General features: G+C 59.0%; 19 protein-coding genes and 3 pseudogenes. 13 read left to right on the top strand and 9 right to left on the bottom strand.

Going from position 1 to position 24,085, the window contains the following annotated elements; all coding sequences use genetic code 11:
- Positions 1-10 precede the first annotated feature (10 nt).
- The 3 pseudogenes from FJW00_RS06040 to FJW00_RS22290 all read left to right on the top strand — a co-directional run.
- Positions 11-574: pseudogene (locus FJW00_RS06040) on the top strand (phage baseplate assembly protein V).
- An 11-nt stretch (positions 575-585) separates the two neighbouring features.
- A pseudogene (locus FJW00_RS06035) lies at positions 586-929 on the top strand (GPW/gp25 family protein).
- Positions 916-1,289, top strand: a pseudogene (locus FJW00_RS22290) (baseplate J/gp47 family protein); the annotation flags it as partial. The pseudogenes FJW00_RS06035 and FJW00_RS22290, both read left to right, overlap by 14 nt.
- A 534-nt stretch (positions 1,290-1,823) precedes the next feature.
- Here FJW00_RS22290 and FJW00_RS06025 read toward each other — a convergent pair.
- The 5 genes from FJW00_RS06025 to FJW00_RS06005 form a co-directional block, all read right to left on the bottom strand.
- Entirely contained in the window at positions 1,824-3,248 is a 1,425-nt protein-coding gene (locus FJW00_RS06025; RefSeq protein ID WP_140923275.1) for an alpha,alpha-trehalose-phosphate synthase (UDP-forming), read from the bottom strand.
- 118 nt (positions 3,249-3,366) lie between these two features.
- On the bottom strand, positions 3,367-3,915 hold the full coding sequence (locus FJW00_RS06020) for a GNAT family N-acetyltransferase (RefSeq protein WP_058957060.1): 549 nt from the start codon (positions 3,913-3,915) through the stop codon (positions 3,367-3,369).
- A 181-nt stretch (positions 3,916-4,096) separates the two neighbouring features.
- Positions 4,097-4,783 carry an anti-sigma factor gene (locus FJW00_RS06015; RefSeq protein ID WP_140923274.1) on the bottom strand — a complete coding sequence of 229 codons (687 nt, stop codon included), beginning with the start codon at positions 4,781-4,783 and terminating at the stop codon, positions 4,097-4,099.
- Positions 4,780-5,328 (bottom strand): sigma-70 family RNA polymerase sigma factor, encoded by a 549-nt coding sequence (locus tag FJW00_RS06010; RefSeq protein ID WP_046102791.1) that lies wholly within the window; start codon positions 5,326-5,328, stop codon positions 4,780-4,782. Before FJW00_RS06010 ends, FJW00_RS06015 begins: the two co-directional genes overlap by 4 nt.
- A gap of 61 nt (positions 5,329-5,389) precedes the next feature.
- Positions 5,390-5,950, bottom strand: a complete 561-nt coding sequence (locus FJW00_RS06005; RefSeq protein WP_140923273.1) for a fasciclin domain-containing protein — start codon at positions 5,948-5,950, stop codon at positions 5,390-5,392.
- Positions 5,951-6,509: 559 nt separating this feature from the next.
- On the opposite strand from FJW00_RS06005, the gene FJW00_RS06000 reads away from it, so the two are divergent.
- The 5 genes from FJW00_RS06000 to FJW00_RS05980 all read left to right on the top strand — a co-directional run bounded on the left by FJW00_RS06000 (position 6,510) and on the right by FJW00_RS05980 (position 11,982).
- The gene (locus FJW00_RS06000) at positions 6,510-6,974 is read left to right on the top strand and encodes a (2Fe-2S)-binding protein (RefSeq protein WP_009092803.1); all 465 of its coding nucleotides are present in this window, start codon (positions 6,510-6,512) and stop codon (positions 6,972-6,974) included.
- The gene (locus FJW00_RS05995) at positions 6,971-7,963 is read left to right on the top strand and encodes an FAD binding domain-containing protein (protein WP_140923272.1); all 993 of its coding nucleotides are present in this window, start codon (positions 6,971-6,973) and stop codon (positions 7,961-7,963) included. The genes FJW00_RS06000 and FJW00_RS05995 overlap by 4 nt, the downstream gene beginning before the upstream one ends.
- Positions 7,960-10,344, top strand: coding sequence for a xanthine dehydrogenase family protein molybdopterin-binding subunit (locus FJW00_RS05990; RefSeq protein WP_084690469.1), 2,385 nt, complete (start codon positions 7,960-7,962; stop codon positions 10,342-10,344). Before FJW00_RS05995 ends, FJW00_RS05990 begins: the two co-directional genes overlap by 4 nt.
- Before the next feature lie 91 nt (positions 10,345-10,435).
- A complete protein-coding gene (locus tag FJW00_RS05985) occupies positions 10,436-11,002 on the top strand; it encodes a nucleotidyltransferase family protein (protein WP_140923271.1) in 567 nt (188 codons plus the stop codon).
- The gene (locus FJW00_RS05980; protein WP_140029322.1) at positions 10,999-11,982 is read left to right on the top strand and encodes an XdhC family protein; all 984 of its coding nucleotides are present in this window, start codon (positions 10,999-11,001) and stop codon (positions 11,980-11,982) included. The genes FJW00_RS05985 and FJW00_RS05980 overlap by 4 nt, the downstream gene beginning before the upstream one ends.
- Here FJW00_RS05980 and FJW00_RS05975 read toward each other — a convergent pair.
- Together FJW00_RS05975 and FJW00_RS05970 are read right to left on the bottom strand one after the other, a co-directional pair.
- On the bottom strand, positions 11,971-13,107 hold the full coding sequence (locus FJW00_RS05975) for an ABC transporter substrate-binding protein (protein WP_140923270.1): 1,137 nt from the start codon (positions 13,105-13,107) through the stop codon (positions 11,971-11,973). The genes FJW00_RS05980 and FJW00_RS05975 overlap by 12 nt on opposite strands.
- A complete protein-coding gene (locus FJW00_RS05970; protein WP_140923269.1) occupies positions 13,094-15,217 on the bottom strand; it encodes a TonB-dependent siderophore receptor in 2,124 nt (707 codons plus the stop codon). Before FJW00_RS05970 ends, FJW00_RS05975 begins: the two co-directional genes overlap by 14 nt.
- A gap of 469 nt (positions 15,218-15,686) precedes the next feature.
- Here FJW00_RS05970 and FJW00_RS05965 point away from each other — a divergent pair, with 469 nt between their 5' ends.
- Together FJW00_RS05965 and FJW00_RS05960 are read left to right on the top strand one after the other, a co-directional pair.
- Positions 15,687-16,577 (top strand): MurR/RpiR family transcriptional regulator, encoded by an 891-nt coding sequence (locus tag FJW00_RS05965; protein WP_140923268.1) that lies wholly within the window; start codon positions 15,687-15,689, stop codon positions 16,575-16,577.
- Between the two features lie 176 nt (positions 16,578-16,753).
- Positions 16,754-18,727 carry an autotransporter outer membrane beta-barrel domain-containing protein gene (locus FJW00_RS05960; protein WP_140923267.1) on the top strand — a complete coding sequence of 658 codons (1,974 nt, stop codon included), beginning with the start codon at positions 16,754-16,756 and terminating at the stop codon, positions 18,725-18,727.
- 95 nt (positions 18,728-18,822) lie between these two features.
- On the opposite strand, the gene sfnG is transcribed toward FJW00_RS05960, so the two are convergent.
- Positions 18,823-19,911, bottom strand: a complete 1,089-nt coding sequence (gene sfnG / locus FJW00_RS05955; RefSeq protein ID WP_140923266.1) for a dimethylsulfone monooxygenase SfnG — start codon at positions 19,909-19,911, stop codon at positions 18,823-18,825.
- Between the two features lie 268 nt (positions 19,912-20,179).
- Here sfnG and FJW00_RS05950 point away from each other — a divergent pair, with 268 nt between their 5' ends.
- The gene (locus tag FJW00_RS05950; protein WP_140923265.1) at positions 20,180-20,650 is read left to right on the top strand and encodes a GNAT family N-acetyltransferase; all 471 of its coding nucleotides are present in this window, start codon (positions 20,180-20,182) and stop codon (positions 20,648-20,650) included.
- Positions 20,651-20,743: 93 nt separating this feature from the next.
- The gene (gene rluF / locus FJW00_RS05945) at positions 20,744-21,622 is read left to right on the top strand and encodes a 23S rRNA pseudouridine(2604) synthase RluF (RefSeq protein WP_140923264.1); all 879 of its coding nucleotides are present in this window, start codon (positions 20,744-20,746) and stop codon (positions 21,620-21,622) included.
- A gap of 60 nt (positions 21,623-21,682) precedes the next feature.
- On the opposite strand, the gene FJW00_RS05940 is transcribed toward rluF, so the two are convergent.
- The gene (locus tag FJW00_RS05940) at positions 21,683-22,735 is read right to left on the bottom strand and encodes an SDR family oxidoreductase (protein WP_373682542.1); all 1,053 of its coding nucleotides are present in this window, start codon (positions 22,733-22,735) and stop codon (positions 21,683-21,685) included.
- Positions 22,736-22,838: 103 nt separating this feature from the next.
- Between FJW00_RS05940 and FJW00_RS05935 the strand changes: the two genes are divergently transcribed.
- Entirely contained in the window at positions 22,839-23,735 is an 897-nt protein-coding gene (locus tag FJW00_RS05935; RefSeq protein WP_140923262.1) for a LysR family transcriptional regulator, read from the top strand.
- Positions 23,736-24,085: the final 350 nt, after the last annotated feature.

The following is a 24,085-nucleotide window of genomic DNA, read 5'->3' as shown; positions in this document are numbered from 1 at the left end:
GGATTGATGTATGAATACAAAACTCATTGAAATTATGCGCCTTATCACCAACCTGATCCGCACCGGCATTGTGTCCGAAGTGGACCCGGTGAACTGGCTGTGCCGGGTGAAAACGGGCGACCTCGAAACCAACTGGATCAACTGGCTCACCCTGCGTGCCGGTAATACACGCACATGGTGGAAGCCCACCGTGGGGGAGCAGGTCGTGCTGCTGAGCCTGGGCGGCAACCTCGAAACTGCCTTTGCGCTACCTGCCATCTATTCCGAAGCCTTCCCGCCGCCTGACTACTCGGAAGACGGCACCACTACCGTGTTTAAGGACGGCGGCTGGTTTCAGTACGAGCCGCAAAACGGCCAGCTGCTGATAAGGAATATTGAAAGCGTGCCCATTGAGGCGTAGGACGGCATTCAGCTGATCACCTACGCGCTGGGGATAGAAGCCAGCCAGACACGGATTAACAGTGACACCACAATGAACGACGATGTGACCCACGGCGGCGGCTCTATGAGTTTTAACGGCGTTATCGCTGATAAGCACGTACACGCCCAAATGAAAACCGGCACTGATATGTAAGGAGGCCTGCAATGATGTACCCAGGCATGAACCGCGACACTGGCGAAGCCATTACCGACATTGACCACATACGGCAGAGCATGCGCGACATCCTGAGCATCCTGGAAGGTAGCCGCATTGCCCGGCGTGATTACGGTTCGTTGCTGTCCGCGATGATTGAATGGCCGCAGAACTGCAGGTAATGGCCGCCACCTATACCGCACTGAGCCGCTGGGAGCCACGCATCCGGCTGGCCTCGGTAAACATCACGCTCAATGTGGACGGCTCTATGCAGGTTGATCTTACCGACCAGCGTGCTGACGGCTCGCCGGTTGCTATGTCTGTACCAACGGGGGTGAACAGTGGCGGTAATTGACCTTTCTCAGCTGTCCTCGCCGCAGGTTATTGAGGTGCCGAACTTTGAAACGCTGCTGGCTGAGCGCAAAGAGGCGCTGATTGCGTTTATCCAGCGGATGAACAGGCCGACATGCGCCTCGTGCTGGCGCTGGAATCTGAACCGATTGTGAAAAACCTGCAGGAGAGCACCTACCGGGAAGTCCTGCTGCGCCAGCGTATTAACGAGGCGGCGCAGGCGGCAATGTTGGCCTATGCCATCGGCAGCGATCTGGACCAGCTGGCCGCCCGTAACAACGTGAAGCGGCTGACCATTACGCCTGCGAATCCCGACGCGGTGCCGCCGGTCTATGCGGTGATGGAATTGGACGACACGCTTAGAGGAAAAAGAGTGGTCATCATAGGCCGTGGCAGGGGATTTGGTCAGGTACTTTGCGTGTGGCTGGCGCGAGAGGAGGCCGAAGTCAGTTTAGCGCCTGGCGGGAGGAGAGCATACAAACTGCCTGCGGCATGCCGGGTTTTACGAACTCCATTGCGCATCCTGCTTTTTTTGCCAGTAAACAGAGTCTGAGCGGTTTCACCACTAAACTGTCCCAGCAGCTTTCCGAAGAAAACATTCGTGTTACGGGTCTTTATCCGCCGGATTTTGAACTGACGGGGCTTGAGCCGTTTGTCGACGACGTCTCCAGAATGGGAGAGCGCCTGATGAATGGACGCTCTGTGTGGGAGACAATTCACTTTGTGCTGACTCAACCGCGAAGCTGTCACATAAGTTCCATCTGGTTCCAGGGGCCAACCCGCGAAGAGCTGGAAAACGTTGCCCATAAAAGCGGTTAAAAGCCTGCTCTGCTTCTATTCCGGCGACAGGCGTTGATGCATACAGGCGTATCATCCCGGACGCGGAGATAGCGCTGATTCAGTACCTCGCCCGGCTGCTGCTCAGGCGTGGAAAAACCGTTGGTGGCGGCAATGACGCCGGTTCATCCGGCACGTTAATCAGCATGCGCAGAAAGGACCCAGCCCAGGCATGGCTGTTGTGTATATGCAGGATGTTCATCAGACGGGCATGCAGATTTCGCCGTTCGCGTAACGGCATCTGCAATGCAGTATGTACCGCACTGGCCATGCCGTCAGGATCGTAAGGGTTAACGGTGATGGCACCCTCCAGCTGCTCCGCTGCACCGGCAAACTGGGAGAGGATCAGCACGCCGGGATTATTCGGGTCCTGCAGAGCGACATACATTTTGGCCATCAGGCTCATGCCCGCCATTAATGGCGTCACCAGCGCCACGCGTGAGGCACGATAGATCCCGGCCTGTTCCTCGCGGCTGTAAGCCTGCGTCAGATAGTTCACCGGATACCAGTTCATGGCGCCATGTACCCCGTTAAACTCTCCGCAGCGCGCCTCCAGTGCCTGGCCCACTGCGGAGGCATCATGTTCGTGTCCGGCTGCCGGTGAGGCCAGTTGCAGCAGCGTAATGTTTTTCTGATAGCAGTCATGTCTGCGCAGCAACACTTCAAGAGTGCTGATTCGGTAAGGCAGGCCTGAACTCTCATCAAGATGGCCGCCGCTGAGCACCCTGTTTTCCGGCAGGCTGTCGCGGCACTGCATCTCCATAAAGGCACAGCTGTTGCTCTCGCGCAGAGCCTGGACATCATCCAGGTCAATCCCCACCGGAAATACGCCTACCCTGATAATCCGACCGTGAACACGAAAACAGTGCGACTCCAGGCGTTCAGTCCGGAATTCCCCCTCCAGCCAGACGATAAAGTTATTCATATCCTGCACGGTCTGAAAGCCAATCAGATCGCAACACAACAGCGACTCCGTCAGCCAGCGCCATTCAGGAATGGTTTCAAATATTCTGCCCGCGGGGAAAGGCTGATGCAGGAAAAAACCCACGGGCTGGGTCAGCCCCTCTTCACGGAGAAAAGCGGCACAGCCAAGCAGGTGATAATCCTGAATCCAGATAACATCATCGGGCGTGATGTTTTCACAAATCGCGCGCGCAAAGGCTTTATTAAGGCTTTTATACGCCTGGAAGCCGCTGGCGGAAAACCGGGCCATGTCGGGGCGCTGATGAAAAACGGGCCAGAGCCCTTTGTGAATATAATGGCGATACCCCTCATTCAGCTCGCCCTGCGTCATCGGGAAGGTAACGGTTTCATACTGGCCTGTCTGCTGCACGGCGCAGGGTCTTGGTGCATCGTCAGGGATGACGCTGCTTTTGCCATCCCAGCTAATCCAGAGTCCACCCTGTCGGGAAAGAATGCCGTCATAGATAGCTGTAAGCGTCGAACGTTGACACTGATTATGAGAAACAAGGATCAGGCCTGACATGATGTATTCCTTAAGGGCCGGCTGCAGGCAGGCAAAAGCGCCGCGCAGCCTGTCGCTGTTAATCGGAGGTCGGAGAATAAACTGAAGAAAACCGCTCATGCGTGTGCGCCCCGACGGCTTAATGCCTGCTGGCGCTGTTTGTGCAAACCGGGGTGTGATTCCCGTCATGCAGCGTCGTCACGTAGACGCCGGGTAATGATGGAAAAGCCATAAATCCGTTGCGTTCGAAAAAGTCCGGAACGGGCTCGCCCATGGCGATGATATTACGGCAGCCTCTGGCGCCGGGATGCGACAGGCAACAGTGCAGCAGCCATGAGCCGAGCCCGACGAAACGATACTCGGGCGAAATGAAGAGATTCCTGATCACCCAGGTTTCCACCATGTCGGTCACGACCCGGGCAAAACCGATTTGCCGGCCATTGCGGTAAAGACCAAAACAGAGGCTGCTGTTCAGCGCCAGCGTCAGTGAGCGGGCATCCGGGAGGGTTGCGCCCAGCCACTGCGCAATCAGGCGCGTGTTCAGCAGCGTCGGATCCGTATTGACCTCAATGGCATCTCTGAACCATTTGCGGGGTGAGATAAGACGCAGGCGCTGTTGTTCAGCAAGCTCAGCCACGGCAGCATCGCTGCCTCCCGCGATGGAATAGGGCTTAGTAAAACATTTCATCCACGACTTCCCTGAACATGGGCGCAGAGGCGCCCGGAGTCGCTAATTAAAACGTTCAGCCCGTAAAAAAGGCGTAAAAAGAAATGGATGAAGTGTAAAAACGCTGCAAATCAGTCACCAGACTTTTAAGGAATCGAAAATCGGGCGTGCAGCAGCGACCTCTGATCCTGGCCTTATCACCTCATGCGCCCGGCGATGAACGCCGCGTGACCTTGCCCTGGAAAATGACCGGCCCGGACGGTCCGCTTAACGTTGATCCCCCAACCGGTTCCAGGCTTATCGCCAGGACCGTCTGATGATCTAACGTACCAGGAGGAAGCGGGAAAACGTTATGGTCAGGGTGCGTAATGAGGCCCAGCGATCGCGGCGGGGCACTGCCTCTGATCAGCCACAGCTGCAGGTTCTTGTTTTGCGGCAGCGTAATGTTAAGCGCAGAAAGCTGAAGGTGCGAAGCGGCCCTGTCCAGCGTCACCACAAATTGTGCATCGGGCTGCGTGCCACTGAGAACCGCAATCGGCTGCTGCGCCTCGGAGATCTCCGGCTTGTCCAGGTAAGTAAAAAGGAGCAGACCCGAGAGTGCCGCGGCAAGGCCCCAGCCCAGCCAGAAGCCGGGATGGCGGAGCGGCAGTTTTGTGTTGGCAGCGTGCCGGTTAATATCCCGCTCAATCTGCCGCCAGACAGCCGCGCGAGGCGTGGCCTCCGGGGTGATCAGATCGATACCGCTGAACGCTTTCTGCCAGTGCAGCACCTCCGCGGCAAAGGCGTCATCTTCAGTCAGGCGTTTATCCAGCCTGAGACGGGTTTCCGGGTCGCTGAGTCCCAGGACATATTCTGCCGCCATCAGATCGTCGTGTTCGGGACCATTCATAGGCCTATGCACTCCCGAAGGTGAGTTAATGCGCGCCGGATCCAGCTTTTTACCGTTCCTTCAGGCTGCCTCATGGAGAGGGCTATCTCACTCTGGGACAGGCCACGGTAGTAGGCGAGCGAGAGGCTTTGTCGCTCTTCAGCAGGTAAGTGTGCCATACAGTGCTGAAGCCGCCGCGCCTCTGCATGACTCTCATCGGCGGGAAGAGATGTCTGAAAACCCGCTTCCGCTTCGCCGATCTCTTCCATGGAGCAGCACCGGTTCTCATGTTTACGCAGGAAATCGATCGCCCGATTACGGGCAATGTGGCTCAGCCAGATGTGCGGTTCACTGCGCCGCTCATCGTAATAGGTTGCTGACTGCCAGATTTGAATAAAGGTATCGTGCAGGATCTCTTCTGCCCAGTCCCGCCGTCTGACCATCCGCAGAATAATGCCGTAAAGTCGGGGCGAGAGGACGCGGTAAAGCTGCGCGAGTGCCGCTTTGTCGCCGCAGGCTATCCGGTTCATTAAGTCGGCCTGAATCGGGGGCACATTTTTTGTCATCGGCTTCCCTGTGAAAGGTGTGGCCACCGTGCTGGTGGCCACACACAGTATAGGTAATGCGTTATGGCATCAGCACGGTGTCGATCACATCGATAACGCCGTTACTCTGGTTAACATCATACGTTGTAATGCTGGCAATATTGCCCTGCGCATCTTTGAGCTGGATGTTATGCGGGCCATTTGCCATCACCCACAGCGACCCACCATTCACCGTTTTCAGCTCGGCCTTGCCGCCACCCGCTTTGATCTTCTTCTCCAGTGCTTGCATATCCAGTTTTCCTGAGACCACATGGTAGGTCAGGATGCTGGTGAGCTTCTGTTTGTTATCAGGTTTCAGCAGAGAGTCGATCGTGCCCTGCGGCAGTTTTTCAAACGCCTCATTGGTGGGTGCAAAAACAGTGAATGGGCCTTTGCCTTCGAGCGTCGGAACCAGCCCGGCGGCTTTAACGGCGGCCACCAGCGTGGTGTGGTCCTTTGAGTTAACGGCATTCTGTACGATATTTTTCGACGGGTACATGGCGGCACCGCCGACCATCACCGTGTCGCTGCTCATGCTCGCCGCGTAAGTGGCACTGCTGAAAACTAAAGCTGAAAAAATCAGAGTTGGCAGGAATGCTTTCATTTTCACTTCCCTCATTGAGTTTGCAGACAGGGCCAGAGTGCCCCTGTCTGTTAATACGAATGAGCAGGGAAAACGGATGAAAGAAATTTAAAATATTTTTCTGTCATCCCATCTGCCTGAACCCAAAGCCAACCCCACACAGGCAGATTGTCCAGGTGGAGTGCAACGTCGCTTTGCAACCTGCCACTAAACCTGAAAATCGCCCCGGGATAGATGTTACCGGAAAATCTTATCGAAAAAGTCACACAGGCCGCCGTTGGGGTTGTATTCAAAAGACGTCCTGATAAAAAAACTAAAAATCAATGTATTAGCAGATTGTAAGCCATGCGGCCATGCCCGTTTCGGCCGCTCAGCGCTTCGGATAACGCTGACTTTCCCCAATCCTTCCGCCAGATTGCGAAAAAGCTGCTAAACCTTAAGTCAGAGATACGCGCGTAAAGATTAGGGTTATCACGCTATTCCCCGATTCAGATCCCGTCAGCAGTAAGCCAATAAAAACTATATCTTTCAGCCCGCCAACAATGGGAAGCAGACAATGTCGGAAAAAATATCGCTAACAATGCAGGTCAATGGCCAGCCGCAACAGATGCAGGTCGACCCGCGGGTAACGCTGCTCGACGCACTGCGCGAGCATCTTAATCTGACCGGCACGAAAAAAGGGTGCGACCAGGGACAGTGCGGAGCCTGCACGGTGCTGATAAATGGTGAAAGGGTGCTGAGTTGTCTGACCCTGGCAGTTCAGGCAAACAACGCGCAGGTGACCAGCATCGAAGGGCTGGCCTCCGCCGAAGGTGAACTGCACCCGGTGCAGCGCTGCTTTATGGAAAATGATGCCTTTCAGTGTGGCTACTGCACGCCGGGCCAGATTATGTCTGCCGTCGCCTGTATCAAAGAGGGCCATGCCGGGTCAGAGGATGAGATCCGTGAATATATGAGCGGCAACCTCTGCCGCTGCGGCGCCTATCCCCACATCGTGGATGCGATTAAACAGGCCGCCGCCGAAATGGCGAAGGAGTCGGCATGAATGAATTCAGCTGGAAAGTAGCGCAGTCGCCTGAAGATGCCGCTGCACTGAAACAGCAGGCTGGCGGCCAGTTGCTGGCGGGGGGCACCACGCAGCTCGATCTGATGAAGTGTGGGGTTTTCACGCCACCGCAGCTAATTGGCATCACCGGACTGACCACACTTAAAACCCTGCAGTTTGATGAAAACCGCATCACGGCGGGAGCGCTGGTCACCATGAGCCAGCTGGCCGATCATCCTGAGTGTCAGCAGAGGGCACCAGCCATCTACAGCAGCCTCTGGCAGGCCGCATCGCCGCAGATCCGCAACATGGCGACGCTGGGAGGCAATCTGCGTCAGCGCACCCGCTGCGCCTACTACCGCGACCCGGCGACCTTCTCTGCCTGTAATAAGCGCAACCCCGGCTCCGGCTGTGCCGCACGGGATGGCGTCAACAGCAACCACGCTATTCTGGGTGCCAGCGACAGCTGTATTGCCGTCTATCCGGGCGATCTGGCGGTCGCGCTGGTGGCGTTTGACGCCATTGTGGTGGTGCAGAATCAGCAGGGTGAGACCCGCCGCATCGCGATTGATGACTTCTTCCTGCTGCCCGGCGATTCGCCCGATCGTGAGCACGACCTGCGCGAGGATGAGATCATTGTGGCGATCGAAGTGCCGCAGACCACGTCCCTTCGTCACTCACACTACCTGAAAGTCCGGGATCGCAGCTCCTACGAATTTGCCGCCGCCAGTGCCGCCGCGGGCTTTACGCTGGAGAACGGGGTCATGCGCCAGGTGCATATTGCGCTGGGTGGCGTGGCGACCAAACCCTGGCGGGTCAGGTCGGTTGAGCAGGCGCTGGAGGGACAGCCGTTCAATGAAGAGACGGTGTTCCAGGCCGCAGAGCTGATCACGCAGGAGACGCAGGCGCTGGCTCACAACGCCTATAAAGTAAAACTGGCGCCACGGGTCATTGCCCGCGCGCTGATGGCAGCAGGAGAAACCGCATGAGTGACGTGAATGACAAGGTGCGTCGGGATTTATTAAAGGCCACGGCGGCGATCTCAGCGGCGGGCAGTCTGGGTCTGCACATGCAGAGTGTCAGCGCCAGCGACAGCGCCACGGCTATGCCAGAAACGGCCAGTCCGGTTCAGGGATTAGGCGCAGCACGCTCCCGGGGTGACGGCAAAGTGAAAGTCACCGGTGAAGCGCGCTACGCGGTCGAGCATCAGCCGGAAAATCCGCTGTATGGTGTGGTCATCCAGTCCACCGTCGCAAGCGGTCGTATCAGCCGGATGTCCGTGGAAAAAGCGCAGCAGGCCACAGGCGTGCTGGCGGTCTACACCCACCTGAACCCGCTGAAGATTAACAAGCCCACCGCCATCGCAGACGGTGGCGCAGCGCAGTCAACCTATACCCCGATTCAGGACGACAAGATCATCCACAATGGTCAGAACATCGGGCTGGTGGTGGCAGAAACCTTTGAACAGGCTACCTGGGCCGCCTCGCTGGTTGAGATTGAGTATGAAACCTCCAGAGGCTTGATTTTCGCCACCGATGAGGGCGTGGAACCGAAACCGGTGTCGAAGCAGGATATCGATATGGGTGACGCAGAGCAGGCGATGCAGCAGGCCGACGTGCGTCTGAGCGAGCGTTACACCACCCCGCGCGAATACAACATGCCGATGGAGCCGCACGCCTGCGTGGCACACTGGCAGGAGGGCAGGATCACCGTCTGGGAGCCCAGTCAGTGGGTGGCGGGCGCGCAGGTGGAGATCGGCGAGTGGATGGGCATTGACACCGAAGCCGTGCGGATTATCTCGCCTTACGTCGGCGGCGGCTTTGGTTCAAAACCGGTGCCTTACACCCACGTTGCACTGGCGTGCGTGGCGTCACGCGCGCTGAAGCGCCCGATCAAAGTGTCGCTGACCCGCCCGCAGACCTTTACCGGCCTGGGCGGTCGTCCGGCTACCTCGCAGCAGCTGGAGCTGGGCGCTTCGCGTGACGGTAAAATTCAGGCGATTATCCAGCGCAGCTTCAGTGAAACGTCACTGATTGACGTCTTCGCCGAGAACTGCAGCAAGGTGACCGCCCGCATGTATGCGGTGGAGAACGTCTCCGCTCAGCATCAGGTGCGCCCGATCAACACCGTCACGCCTGGCTGGATGCGCGCGCCGGGTGAAAATCCCAGCGCCTTTGGCCTGGAAGTGGCCATGGATGAGATGGCCTATGCCCTGAACATCGACCCGCTGGAACTGCGGCTGCGCAACTGGGCCGATAAAGATTACCAGCTGGATCTCCCCTGGAGTTCGCGCCGTCTGAAAGAGGCGTATCAGAAAGGGGCAGAGGCGTTTGGCTGGGACAGGCGGATTATGACGCCGCGCTCAATGCGGGAAGGACGCGAACTGATTGGCTGGGGCATGGCCTCCGGCACCTATCCGGTCAACAAACTGCCGGCGGAGGCGAAAATCATCCTGACGCCGCACGGCCGGTTTGTGGTGCAGTGTGCAGGCGCAGATATCGGTACCGGCACCTACACAATTCTGGCGCAGACCGCCGCCGACATTCTGGGCGTCGACTCCACCACCATTGAGGTTGAGCTGGGTGACACCCGCTTACCGCGCGCCGGCGTCGCGGGCGGTTCGCAGCTGGCAGGTAACGTCACCGCCGCCGTGAACGACACCGCTAAAAGAATGCGCGCGCAGCTGCTGAAGCTGGCCAGCGAGCTGCCACAGTCACCGCTCAATGGCACCCCCGCCTCTCAGCTCACGCTGAAAGGCGACGCCGTGCAGCACACTCTGCGCAGCGGGCTGGCGGTTTCACTGGCACAGCTGGCGACGCTGGCACCGGCAGAGAGCCTCACGGTCACTGGCGGCACCTTCCCGGATGATATGTCGCAAAGCGAGCGCGACAAAATGGTGCGCAACCTGAACGACATGAGCCGTCCCGAAGCGTTTTCGGCGCACAGCTGGAGCGCGCAGTTTGTGGAAGTGCGGGTTGATGAGGATTTCGGCACCATCCGGGTAAAACGCATGGTGGCCGCGCTCGACAGTGGCCGTCTCTACAATCCGAAACTGGCACGCAGCCAGTGGATTGGCGGGATGATCATGGGGGTCGGTCAGGCGCTGATGGAAGAGGGCATTATCGATCCGCGCAATGGCCGGGTGATCAATAACAACCTGGCGGACTACCTGGTGCCGGTCAACGGCGACATCCCGAGCATTACCACGATCAACGTGGGGGAGCCCGATTTTGAGGCGACCACGATGGGCGGGAAAGCCGTCGGTGAGCTGGGGATTGTCGGCGTGGCGGCGGCGATCAGTAATGCCGTGTTCCACGCGACCGGCAAGCGCGTGCGCGATCTGCCGATTACGCTCGACAAGATCATCTGAGACGGTTCCTGACCTGCTCCGGCAGGCCGGACAGAGGTCAGGCGGGCGCAGGCTGAGGGCTGCGCCCGTTTTTACGCTGCAGGGAGAGAGAGTGAAGATAGCGTTAATTGTGCTGGCTGCCGGACTGAGCCGCCGTTTTCGTCAGCAGGCGGGCGAGCATAAGTTACTGGCCCGCCTTGATGGCAAACCGCTGCTGCAACATACGCTGGAGCAGGCCGCGGCCAGTGGACTTGATCTGTTCGTGGTGACGCGTCCCGACGCCGCTGCGCTTCAGGCGCTCTGCACCTCCGCGACGCTGGTATTGTGTGACAGCGGCGGACTGGGGGAGTCGATCGCGGCAGGCGTTAACGCCACGCGCGACTATGACGGCTGGCTGATTGCGCTGGGGGATATGCCGTTTGTGTCAGCCGCGAGTTACCGCGCCGTCAGCACGGCGCTGGCAGATGCGCCTGTCGTCCGGCCCTGGGTGACGGGCAGGCCGGGGCATCCGGTGGGCTTTCAGCGTCACTGTTATCCGGTCCTGAGCAGCCTGCAGGGCGATAGCGGGCCGCAGGCGCTGGTGAACGCGTCTGCCGTCCGCCTGCCGCTGCACGATCGCGGCTGTCTGTGTGACATCGATTTTCCTGCCGATCTGCAGTTAATAAAGGAATTTTCATGATAACGCTGGATCAACGCGTCATTAATGCCGCCCTCCGCCACTCTCAGGCGGGGCGGGCAGTGTGGCTCTGCACGGTGCTGCGCACCTACGGCTCCTCCCCGCGCGCACCGGGAACACTCATGACGGTCAGTGAGACCGGAGAGAGTTGCGGCTCGCTGTCAGGCGGCTGTATCGAAGAGGATTTTCTGGCGCAGCTGGCTACCGGGGCTTACCGCGACAGCAGTCAGCGGGTGCGTTATGGCGAAGGCGGGATGCGGCCTGATGTCAGCCTGCCCTGTGGCGGCAGTCTGGAGATCGTTATTGAGTTTCTGCCGCCCGATGAGGCCACGCTGGCCCTGCTGACGGCGATGCAGCGGGCGCTGAGCGGTCAGCAGCCGCTGGTAAAAATGATACGCCCCGGTGAACGGGCGCAGTGGGAGGCGATCGCCGCCAGTCGGGTGTTGCCCGCACTGGATGCCAGCGAGCAGCAGATCGTGCTGCCGGTGGGGGCGATCCCGGAACTGCTGGTCGCGGGCTATTCCAGCGTGGCCTATGAGTGCATCCGGCTTGGCCAGATTCTGGGTTTTCATGTGCGGGTCTGTGAGCACCGTCCGGAGATGCTGACGGAGCTGGAGAGCCATTTCGGCGGCGCAGACAACGTGACGCTGGTGTCACAGCATCCGGCGCGCTGGCTGGAACTCAACGGGGCGCATGCGGCGGTGGCGATTGTGGCGCTGACCCACGATCCGCGCATCGACGATTTGACCATGATGGAGGCGATCGCCACCCCTGCCTTCTACATCGGCATCATGGGCTCAGCCAAAAACAGTGAGAAGCGGCGCGCGCGTCTGCAACAGATCGCCGGTATGGATCGTGCCGAACTGGATCGCATCCATGCGCCCATCGGTCTGCCTATCGGCAGCAAAACCCCGGCAGAGATTGCGCTGTCGGTGATGGCCGATATTGTCCGCATCAAAAACGGCGGCCAGTCAGCCGCCTGACCGCGCCGTGTCCGGTGCCAGCCGGTAGAGGTAAGTGCCGGAGAAGGGGATCGGCAGAAATCGCTGGAACAGTTCACGCAACGTCTGCTCCGGGTCAACATCGCTGAATAGCTGCGGATAGAGCGTGGAGGCAAAGAACTCGGTTGCCACCACGTGCCACGGACTGAGGTAAAAGTTGTGCCAGATCGCCCCGGTGTGGCCGTCCCGCAGTGCGGTCAGCTGCTTCAGGGCGTGCTGCTGACCGGTCAGTGCCAGCAGGCTCTGCCGGGTCTGCGCGGCAGAGACGTCGGGTCCGAGTTGAAGTGCCCCAGCTTCATCCGCGCTGCCGGTGCCGGTGGCAAAGTAGAAGTCGGGCCGGGCGGCGATGACGCTCTCCTCGCTCAGTCGCCCGAACACCCCGTTGACCTGCTGGCTGGCAATATTATCCCCGCCGGCAAAGCGCAGCAGGTCGCCCAGATTACCCTTTACCGAGGTCACGCAGCATTCATTTCGTCGGCCAAGATGCAGCTGCAACAGCACGCGGGGCCGGGGGCCATGATAATCAGCCAGCCGCGTTTCAATGCGCTGCATATGGGTGCGGTAAAAATGATTAAACTCAGCAGCCCGCTGAGGCTGATTCAGCACGTCCCCCAGCAGCGTCATGCTGCGTTCCGTGTTGTTCAGCAGGTCAACCCGCAGGTCGATCTTCACCACCGGGATATGCGCCGCGCTGAGCATCTTCTCCAGCAGGGCGCCGTTTTCACCGTCACGCGCCAGCTGCGGCAGGACAACCACGTCGGGTCTGAGTGCAATTACCTGTTCAGGGTTCATGTCATTGACCCCATCCAGCCCCAGTGGCGTAATCTCGCGCATCTGCGGAAACTGGCGGGCAAAAGCCTGCCAGGTCTGAGGATCATACTTTTTCAGGTCGAGCGGCCACCCCACAATATGCTGCAGCGGATTGCCTGGGGTCAGCAGCGCGACGCTGTAGAGCATCCGGCTTTCACCCAGCACGATGTGTTGCGGATGATCGGGAATTGTCACCTGGCGACCGGTGATGTCGGTCAGCGTCCGCGCGCCTGCGCCGGCGCTGATGCAGAGCAGGCCGAGCAGCAGCCCGGCACGCAGCGATTTAAAATTCCACACGGGCCTGTACCATCAGGTTACGGGTTTCACCTTCACGGACGCGCAGATTGCCGCCGCTTGAACTGTAGTAGTGCTGGTTGAACAGGTTATTCAGATTCAGACGCAGCTGGGTTTTTTCACCAAACAGGCGATTGTTCCACGCCACAAAGGTATCTGCCACCACATAGTCGGGCAGGGTAAAGCTGTTATCAGGATCGCCTGCACGGGTGCCGACATAGCGGGCACCGCCGCCGAGTCGCAGTGAGCCTGGCAACCCGCTGACCTGCATCTCATGACTCAGATAGAGCGCACCGGACTGGCGCGGCGCATTCTGCAGCCGGTTGCCGTTGTTGTCTGGATTGACCCGGTCGCTGACAATCTCCGCCTGGTCATAGCTGTAGCTGGCGCTGAGATCCCAGCCCGGAGAAATCTCGCCGTTCAGCTCAAACTCCGCGCCGGTGGATCGCGCCTTATCAATCGCCCGCGTGCTGCCATTGATGTTCAGCGACATCGCCTTTTCATCAATGCGATAGAGAGCCACGGTCGCCAGGAGTGTCGGTGACAGCTGCCATTTACTGCCGACCTCCCAGCTGGTGCCCTGTTCCGGCTTGCCGACGTTGCCATTGTCATCCACGTCGGTGGAAGGGGTAAACGACTTGCTGACGCTGGTGTAGAACGAGAGGTCGGGCGTCAGTTTGTAGATCACCCCTGCCTGCGGCAGAAATTTATTTCCCTCATCGTTCAGGGTTTCCACCTGCGGATTCACACCGCGAGAGGCCCGCTGTTCGTAGTGCTGATAACGGCCGCCCAGTACCACAATCCAGTCGGATGAGAGCGAAATGCTGTCCTTGAGGTAGAGTGAACGGCTGTGAATGCGGTTCAGGTTATTGGCCGCGGTTCTGTTTTCCGTGCTGGCATCGGTCACCGGAGAGAGCATGTCATAGTCGGGACTGAAGTAGCTGAACTGACGGTTGACCCTGCCCTGATACTGATGCGCGCGGTAGGTCTGGTTCATCTCATAGTCTGTCCCCGCCACCAGCGCGTGCGACATGCCGAAGATTTCTGGATTCCCCAGCAGATCCCAGCTGACATATTTGGTTTTATGGTTAAAACCACGATTGGCATCGGCACGGCGTGTGACCACGCCGCTGCTGGCATTCACCGCCGTCACCCGCACTTCATTGTTGTCATAGCGCCGCTGGTTCCAGCCCAGGGTCAGACGGGTTGTCCACTCGTCGTTAAACTGCCAGTCGTAGTGCGCGTTCAGGGTTTTGTTATGTCCCCAGGCGTGATTGGCTTTGTCATCCAGACGATCTTTATAGCCGATATCAATCGGCCGGCCATTGATAAAGGCGGTGCCGCGATCGTAGGGGATATCATAACGGTAGTCGGCATAGCTGATCAGAAAGCTGGCCTGCTCACCAAACCATTGCAGTGAGGGGGCCACCAGCGTGTGCTCCTCACTGCCGAAGTTGCGCCAGTAATCCTGATTCTGTTTTTCGGCAATCAGCCGGAAGGCGAAACCCTTGCCCAGCGGCCCGGTGACGTCCAGCGTGCCTGCTCCGCCGCCTTCGCTGGCGTAGCGTCCGCTGACGCTGGAGTGCCAGTTGTACTGCGGCTTTTTGCTGACCACATTGATGATGCCGCCCGGATTCTGAATGCCATAAAGCAGGGAGGAGGAGCCTTTCAGCACTTCCACCCGCTCCGTGGTGGCATCGACGTTAAGGCCCTGACTGCTGCGGATCCCATCGCGGTAGATCGACCCGTCGGCATTGCTGCCGAAGCCGCGTCGCACAAAGCCATCCTCGGTGCCGGCCAGGGTGTTCGCTTCGCTCACCCCGCTGACGAAACGCATCGCTTCTGCCAGCGAGCTGACCTGATAATCCTCCAGCTGCTGCTGTGTCACCACGCTGACCGACTGCGCTTCATCAAGCCGGGCAGTGGGCATTTTGCTGGCAACGCTGCTCTGGCTGGCGCTGTAATTTCCCTCCGGATTCGCCTCTGCGGTGACGGTGATATCCGGTGCGCTGTCGGTTGCTGCTTCAGCCTGCGGCAGCAGGATGCTGCCGCAGATCGCCACGACCAGAGCAGAGTGCCGGGCCGGATAACGGGAGTCTGAACTGTTTTTCATTTTTCTTTTCGTTTCTGAAGCTGAGGTCAATATCGCCCGGCATGACCTTCTGTCGGTCACACAGGGCTTCCCTGGAGGTCTTCTGCAACATGCAGTGTGTTAAACAGCGAAGCGTTAAGCCGGAAGGGGGGAAGAACCTCTCACCGCCCCGACGACAATGCTTCTCATCTGTAATTGAGAATCATTCAATCATCAGCCGGTGTAGTAGTAAATATAATTTAATCGTAAAATACTACATTTCGCCTGAGGCAAATTTTCAGCGGAAGGCTAAGTGAAACTCTGTTTATCTTTCTGTAATATAATTAGATTATTTATTTTTAGACTGAATGTTGACGCTTAATCCACAGCGTTATCAGGTGAATAATCAGACACCCCGACTCTTTCACTACATCTTTTTCGCCGATCGGGTCGTGAAAATGAGAGCGTAATTGAGAGACGAAAAGTTAATTCCCACTGAATCAGGTGAAGCATGAAATCGATCCGGACAGTAAAGAACAGAACCGATGTGCTGGCAGAGCGCCTGCGCGCCAGGGAAAAGCAGCTCTCGCCGCGTCTGCTTGCCGTAGCCCGTTACCTCGATCAACAGCGCGAAACGGTGCTGGAGAGCACGGCGATGGAGATCGCCCTGGCAAATCAGACCTCAGATGCCACCGTCATCCGCGCGATTCAGGCACTGGGTTTTAGCGGCCTGCGTGACCTGAAAGAGACACTGAAAGTCTGGTTCGGGCCAGCGCTGACCTCCGAAGATAAGATGGTGACGACCGTCAGTGAGGTGACCAGCGACGTGAGCAGCGCCATCGACTTTGTGCTGTCGGGCCACCGCCACGCCTGTGAGGTGCTCTCTCAGCCGCAGAACCGCGTGGCGGTCGCGGATGCGGTCACGCTGCTGAGCGAAGCGCGCGCCGTCGCGATTTTTGGCATCAACGCATCGGGCATTCTGGCGGACTATAGCGTGCGGCTGCTTAACCGCATCGGCCTGCCAGCCTTTTCACTGAACCGTTCTGGTGTGGCGCTGGCTGAACAGATGCTGGCGATGCAGCGGGGCGATGTGCTGGTGATGATGGCGCAGCAGTCGGCGCACCGGGAGGGGACAACGGTCGTGCGTGAGGCAAAACGGCTCGGCATTCCGCTTATCCTGCTGACCAACGCCACCGACTCCTTTTTTGGCCGCGAAGCCGATGTGGTGATCAACGTGCCTCGCGGCGGTGAAAAAGGACGCATTCCGCTGCATGGCACCATCATGGTCTGTCTGGAGATGCTGATCCTGTCGGTGGCTTCTGCGATGCCGCAGCGCACGGTCAAAACCATGAAACGTCTGCAGGATTTCTATCGTGGCCTGAAACCCGCCACTAAAAAGTAGCCGCGCTGACACCGCTGCAACTGGTGCGGCCGCAGACCGCTTTCACGCCAGATTTTTCCCGCTTTGCGAGCCAGATCTCGCCTTTTTCTCAGCCTCTTTCGCCGGACGACTACGCTTACAGCTAACCGTGCCATCGGGTGCGGTTCGTCCTCCTTTACCCCTGTGCGGAGCTGCTGATGAAACCCCTTCACGCGCAAACCCTTTTCTGCTGTGCGATCCTGAGTCTGCTGTCACCGTTGCCCGCCGCGGCATGGAGCCACCTCACCGTCTTTGGCGACAGCCTGAGCGATGGGGGTAACGTAGGGCGCTTTACCTATGATGGCGCAACCCACCCGCTCTATGACGAGATCGTCGCGCAGTCGCTGGGCGATACCTTACGTCCTTCATCGCAGGGCGGAAACAACTATGCCGAGGGCGGCGCCGTCGCGGTACCGGCGATCAATCCCCTGTTTAATACCCAGGATCAGCTGCAAAGTTATCTGGCATCCCGCAGCGGGCGGGCCGATCCCGATGGCCTCTATATCCACTGGATCGGCGGCAATGACTTAGCCGCGGCGGCGCTCTCCCCCCTGACTGCCCGGCAGCTGGTCGATAACAGCGCCGGTGCGGCGGCCTCACAGGTTAGCCGGTTGCTGGATGCCGGTGCCGGAACGGTGATTGTGCCGACGGTGCCCAACGTGGGGGCCACCCCCGCGTTGTTGCAGGCGATTCTGCAGACGCTCGGACCCGCCGCGCAACCGGCCACAGCGGCGCTGTTTCAGTCGCTGAGCACCCGCACCACGCCAGACCGGGCCGCGCGCGAGCAGGCGATTGAAACGGCCCTGGGTGAGGCGGCGGGGCAGCTTTCTGCGATTCCGCCGATCCGTGAGGCGCTCGCGCAGCAGCTGATTGCTGCCTGGCGGTTGCTGAGTGAGGCCGCCTCGGCGCTGACCGACCGTTACAATCAGGCCGAAGAGGAGGGGCTGCTGGCGGCCCGCGGCAACATCGCCTGGGTAGATATCAATGGCCTGTTTAATGAGGTGATCGATAATCCGGTCCGCTATGGACTCACCAACACCGCCGGCATGGCCTGCCCGCCCGGCGTGTCGTCAATGGACTGCACCACTTCCACGCCGGGATTTTCATCCTCGCAGCAGTATCTGTTTGCCGACCGGCTGCATCCCAGCCCGGCAGTCCATGCGCTGATCGCCGATTACATTCAGTCAGTGCTGAACGCACCGCTGCAGGTGGCGGCGCTGAGCCGTGCCCCCTCAATGCTGGTGGGCGATGCGCAGAATACGCTGGATGGGCATCTGCAGCAGCAGCGTCAGCAGCCCGCAGAGGCGGGCACGTTAACCGTTTTTGGCGGTTACGCCGGGCAGCAGCGGGATTTTCGTGGCGACAGTCTGCTGGATGGGGATGCCACCAGCGCCACCGGCACAGTGGGGGTGGGCTATCAGCTGACCGATGCATGGCAGGCCGGTGCGATGCTCTCCACCACCTCGCAGCGCCAGCAGCCCTCGTCGCGCTTCGATTACCGCCTGCGCGGTAATCTGGTGGCGATCTGGAGCCAGCTGAACTACCTCGACCACGGCTGGATAAACGCGGACGCCCACTATGCCGACCTGGATTTCGACGATATTAAACGCCAGGTGAAACTGGGGCCTGCGACCCGTACCGAACAGGGTAACAGTGGCGGGAAAGTGCTCGGGATGCGGGTGCAGACCGGCTGGGATCTTCCCGTTGGCCGTTACGTCACGACCGGACCGGTGGCGAGCTATGCGCTCGACTACACGCGAGTCGGCGGCTATCAGGAAGAGGGCAACAGCAGCACCTCTATGCGCTTTGGCGACCAGACGCTGCACGCCCAGGTCGGCTCCCTGGGCTGGCGTATCGACAGCAAAGATTTGCCGGTCAATCCCTGGGCGCAGATCAGTTACAACCATCAGTTTGGTGACAGTGATTCCGCGGTAACGGCCGGACTGAAATCGACCCGCACCGCCTTTACCCGCAGCAGTGATGGCAGGGATGACAACTGGATCAACATGGCCGTGGGAGCCAGCGTGCCGCTGGGTGCCGCAGTGAATGCCTTTGCGGGCGTTTCGGCCGTGGCGGGTAACAGTGAGACGCATCAGGTGACGTGGAACGTGGGAGTGAATGCCCGTTTTTAACCGGGCAGATCAATGGCGCTGACGTCCTGGACCTGCCGCCCCGCCAGCGCGGAGCGGCAGATAACCTGCAGCACAGCCAGCAAAGAAAGCGGCAGCTATGCGCGGACCAGCGCTTCCTGCGCCTCCAGCTCACGCACCCGGGGTATGACCTCACGTCCGAAGAATTCGACTTCTTCATGAAAGTGCAGAAACGCCAGCAGCAGCAGATCCACACCGGCCCGCTTCAGCGCGATAATCCGTTCGGCAATCTGCTGCGGTGTACCGATCAGGTTGGTTTTAAAGCCATCGTTATACTGCACCAGATCCTCAAACGACGATTTCGCCCAGTTTCCCTCGCCCTCCGGTGATGCGCTGCCCGCATTTCTGACCTCATGCTGAAAGCCTTTGACCGCATCCGGGTTAGCTTTGCGGATGATCTCCTGCAGCACCGCCTGCGCCTCCTGCTCACTGTCACGGGCAATCACAAAACCGTTCAGGCCGATCCGCACCTTGTGCTGGTTGACGCTGGCTTTCGCCCTGATGTCGGCCACCTGCTGACGCACCCCTTCCGGGGTATTGCCGTTGGTGAAGTACCAGTCTGACACCCGGGCGGCCATATCCCGCGCCGCCCGTGAACTACCGCCCTGAAAAATTTCCGGCAGCGGTGACAGCGGTTTCGGTTTCATGGCGTAGTCGCGAAAGCGATAAAAATCCCCGGCAAAGGTAAAGCTCTCTTCGCGCCAGATGCCGAGCAGGCAGCGGATAAACTCTTCCGAGCGCAGGTAACGCTCTTCATGATCGAGCCAGGGTTCGCCGATCGCCTTAAATTCGCCCCGGAACCAGCCGCTGACAATATTCACGGCGATGCGCGGCCCATAGAGATGACTGATGGTGGCGATCTGCTTCGCCGCGAGCACCGGATTCCACGGGCCGGGCAGCAGAGCCGCAATCACTTTTAATCGTGACGTCTGGCTGAGCAGATCCTGAGAAAAGGTGACCGACTCATGCTGATTGTCCGCGCCATAACCGGCGGTAAAACGGATCTGCGTCAGCGCGTAGTCAAAGCCCGCCTCTTCGGCAATCTGTGCCAGTTTCCGGTTGTATCCGGCATCCCAGCGGGTACGCTGCTCTATCTGACTGATCACCAGTCCGCCTGAGACATTCGGCACCCAGTAGGCGAACTGCAGGGGTTGAGTTTCTGACATCGTTGCTCTCCTGATATAGCTGAATCACTGGTAACGTAAACTTATCCAAACTTTCAGATATAAAAGAAAAGGCTAAGCAGTAACCATGCCAGTCAGTAAACCGCTGTTGTAACAACAATTAAGCCGGATTGACGCCGCCGGTACTGTTGCAGATGCAGCAGGATGAAAACAGCCGGTTTGCCGATGCAACAGCTCTCTTCAGTCGCTAGCCGAGCGCGCCGCAACGTGGTGTGATAGCGAACCGGGTGTTCAGCAAAAGGAGGGCAGTATGATAGTCAGAGAAGCCTCGCCTGAAGAGGCGCATCGTTTATGGGAGATCAGAAATCGGGCGATCCGCCACGGCTGCCAGCATGTCTACCCGCCAGAGATGCTGACCGCCTGGACGCCAGACCGGATGCCCGCCAGCTTTACGGCGATGATCCGCGAGAACCCCTTTTTTGTGATTGATGGCCCGGACGGCGAGCCGGTTGCGACCGGGTTACTGGATCTCAGCGCGGCCAGCGTGGAGGCGATTTTTACGCTGCCTGAATTTACCGGACAGGGCCTGGCGGGCCGGATTATCGACAGAATCAAAGCGGAGGCGCTACAGCGTGGCTATCACCGTCTGACGCTGGCTTCGACGCCCAACGCCGCCGGCTTTTATCAGCAGCATGGCTTCCGGGTTCTGGGCGAAAGCCTCTATCCTTCGAAGCTGGCGGGCTGTGCGTTACGCTGTGTGGAGATGGCGATTACGCTCTGACGCTCTGCTGCGCGGGGCGCGCCACAAGTTTCCCGCGCAAAGACTTCGCAAGCTCACGCCGGTAAGGTATAGTCCGCGTTTTTTGGAGGAACCATGCTGACTGACTCATCAACTCGTCTCAATAAATACATCAGCGAGAGCGGTATCTGCTCCCGCCGCGACGCCGATCGATACATCGAGCAGGGCAACGTTTTCATTAACGGCAAACGCGCCACTGTGGGCGCGCAGGTATTTGCAGGCGATGTGGTGAAGGTGAATGGTCAGCTGATCGAGCCGCGTGATGAAGAGGATCTGGTGCTGATCGCGCTGAACAAGCCGGTGGGGATTATCACCACGATGGAAGAGGGCGAGCGCGATAACATCAGCGACTTCGTTAATCACAGTAAGCGCGTCTTCCCGATTGGCCGTCTCGACAAAGATTCTCAGGGCCTGATTTTCCTGACCAACCACGGCGATCTGGTAAATAAAATCCTGCGCGCCGGTAACAACCACGAGAAAGAGTATGTGGTGACCGTCGACAAACCGATCACCGATGAGTTTATTGCCGGTATGGGCGCGGGCGTGCCCATGCTCGGCACCGTCACTAAAAAGTGCAAAGTGAAAAAGGAAGCGCCGTTTGTCTTCCGTATCACGCTGGTGCAGGGGCTGAATCGCCAGATCCGCCGTATGTGTAAGCACTTTGGCTATGAAGTGACGAAGCTTGAGCGTACCCGCATCATGAATGTCAATCTCAAAGGCATACCGCTGGGCGAGTGGCGCGATCTGACTGACGACGAACTCATTGAGCTGTTTAAACTGCTGGAAAATTCTTCGTCGGAAGAAAAACCGGCTAAGAAAGCCAAAGCGCCTGCTAAACCTGCGGCGGGAAAAAAAGCGCAGAAAGGCCCGGCGAAACCGGCTGAAAAAGCGGATGCCGGTGGTGCCTCACGCAAGCGCTTTACCCAGCCGGGCCGCAAGAAGAAAGGGCGCTGAGGCCTTGCCCTCGCAGAGCGCCACCCCTGCGCGCTCTGCCTCACGTCTCTGATCCGGGCTTCACGGAATGAGGCGGGCCGCTCTGAAGCGACTGAACAGATCGCAAAACATCTGATCCGTCGCGCGATAGTGGTGAAACCCCGCCCGCCGCAGCTTGCTGCCATCACCAAACATGTCGTAATCCCAGCCAAAGACAAAATCCGCAAATGTTCCATCACTCAGGGCCAGAATGTCGGGCTGCACCAGGGCGTTCTCTTGCGCAATCTTCCGCCAGAGCCCACGGTAATCCTGAAAAAGCTGCCGGAAGGAGAGGGCAACCGGTGGCGCGATCGCCAGTTCAAACCAGGCGGCGATGACCGGCCACAGTTCACTCCAGCGCCAGAGATCGCCATTGTTGATATTAAAGGCCTGGTTGGCCGCCGCAGGCGTACGTGCGGCCCAGAGCGTCGCATCGGCAAGCAGTGAGGCGTCGGTAAAATCGACCATGCTGTGCCAGGTTGCCAGCGAACCGGGAAAGCGTAACGGCAGCCGCGCCGCCCGGCAGAGGGAAGCATACAGCGCCAGACTCAGGGCCAGATTCATGCTGTTGCCCGGCCGGTCGCTGCCTACCACGCCGGGCCGCAGGGCGCTCCAGTGCCAGGTTTTACCCTGCTGCTGTGCGCTCAGCCAGGCCAGCTGTGCGGCGTTAAATTCGGCACCCGGCACACCGGGATCGCTCTCCCGCGCCGGGGTTTTAAACTGCCCCAGATGCGCGCCGTAGACTTTGTATCCCTGCATCAGGCTGACATGCTCAAGCGGCGCAATAGCCTCAATGACCCGCACCAGATTCTGCAGCATCGCCAGATTAGGCTCCACCATCGCCTGCCAGTCAGCGGCGCTGAGCCAGGCACTGTAGAAGAGATGCGTGACGTCAGTCAGCGAAGCGAGCTGCTGCGCACTCTGCTCTGGATCCCGCAAATCGACCCGGAAGGTTTCAATCACGCTCCCGGCAGCGGCAGCGCGGTGGGTCAGCGCCCTGACCTGCCAGTGATTGTCAGCCAGCGCCTGGCAGAGTTGCTGCCCGACAATCCCGCTGGCGCCTGCCACTAATGCCACCCTGTTTTTCTGCGTCATGCTCACCTCCACTCTCTTGTTGAGTAACGGAAAGCATTCTCACCTGCCAAAGATTCTGATTAAATCCTACCAACCGGATACCACTTATCAGGAAAATCATTAAATGCAGAACAAACTTAACGCCATTCAGACCTTCATCCGGGTGGCGGAAGCGGGCTCCTTCTCGGCGGCGGCACGACAGAACGGCATGAAACAATCGGCCGTGAGTCAGCAGATTGCAGCGCTTGAGGAGGCGCTGGGCGTCGTGCTGCTGCACCGCACCACCCGCAGCATGGCGCTGACGGAGCAGGGGCAGCGTTATCTGCAGCAGGTCAGACACCTGCTCAATGCGATGGAGGAGCTGGAGCAGCAACTGCGGCCCGACTCGCAACCGCTGAGCGGGAGGGTACACATCCAGTTACCGAGCGGCATCGGCCAGCGGTTGATGCCGTCTCTGATTGCCTTCCAGCAGGCGCATCCGGCCCTGCAGTTAACGCTTGCGCTGGAAGATCGTCTGTCAGACCTGATTGCGGAGGGCGTTGACCTGGCAATTCGGCTGAGTGAGTCGCCACCCGCCACGCTGGCGGCCCGGGTACTGACCACCGTTGAAACCGTGCTGGTGGCGTCCCCTGACTGGATCGCCCGTCACGGTACTCTCCAGACTCCGGCTGAGCTGGCGCATCATCCCCATGTCCGTTTCAGCGGCGTTTCCCCGGACGCCCCGCTGCAGTTGTTCTCGGCAACAGAGAGGATGTCTGTTCCGGTGAAGAGCGTGTTTCGCGCCAACAACAGCGATGCCCTGCGGCAGGCTCTGGAGGGCGGGCTGGGAATAGGCGGATTACAGACCCTGATTGGCGCGGAGGCGCTGGCATCCGGCAGGCTGGTACGGCTGTTACCGGACTGGCGGCTTCCCGACCGCTATCTCTACGCCATTTTCCCTGATGCCCGTTTTATTCCTCACCGGGTACGCGCCCTGGTGGCGCGGTTGAGTGAAACACTCAAAACCCTCGCGCAGTTGTGATCTCATAAGCCGGACATCGCGCGTCATCAGGACGCGCCTCTCAGCTGCCTGCTCTGTGCGGTGAAAGATCCTGAACCTCCCCGGTCGTTCCGCCGGACCCCATCCGCCACGGCCATTAAGCGGTCACATTCAGAACAGCGACACTTTTCACTCTGATCAGAGCGTGGCAGGATAAGCGCAAACTATCATGGAGTGAGCCTGATGTTACTGAAAGGTATGAACGATCCGCTGCTGAAAGCGTATCAGCATCCGAAGTCACGGATGATGATCAACCGTTTCAGGGGACTGGCGGGCGATCGACGCATCAGTGACTGGCAGGCGTTCACTATTCTGGTGACAGGCTTTACCAA

It is taken from the genome of Pantoea anthophila, assembly GCF_006494375.1.
In the GTDB taxonomy this organism is placed as follows: Bacteria; Pseudomonadota; Gammaproteobacteria; order Enterobacterales; family Enterobacteriaceae; genus Pantoea; species Pantoea anthophila.
This window is presented reverse-complemented; position numbering and strand designations above follow the sequence as displayed.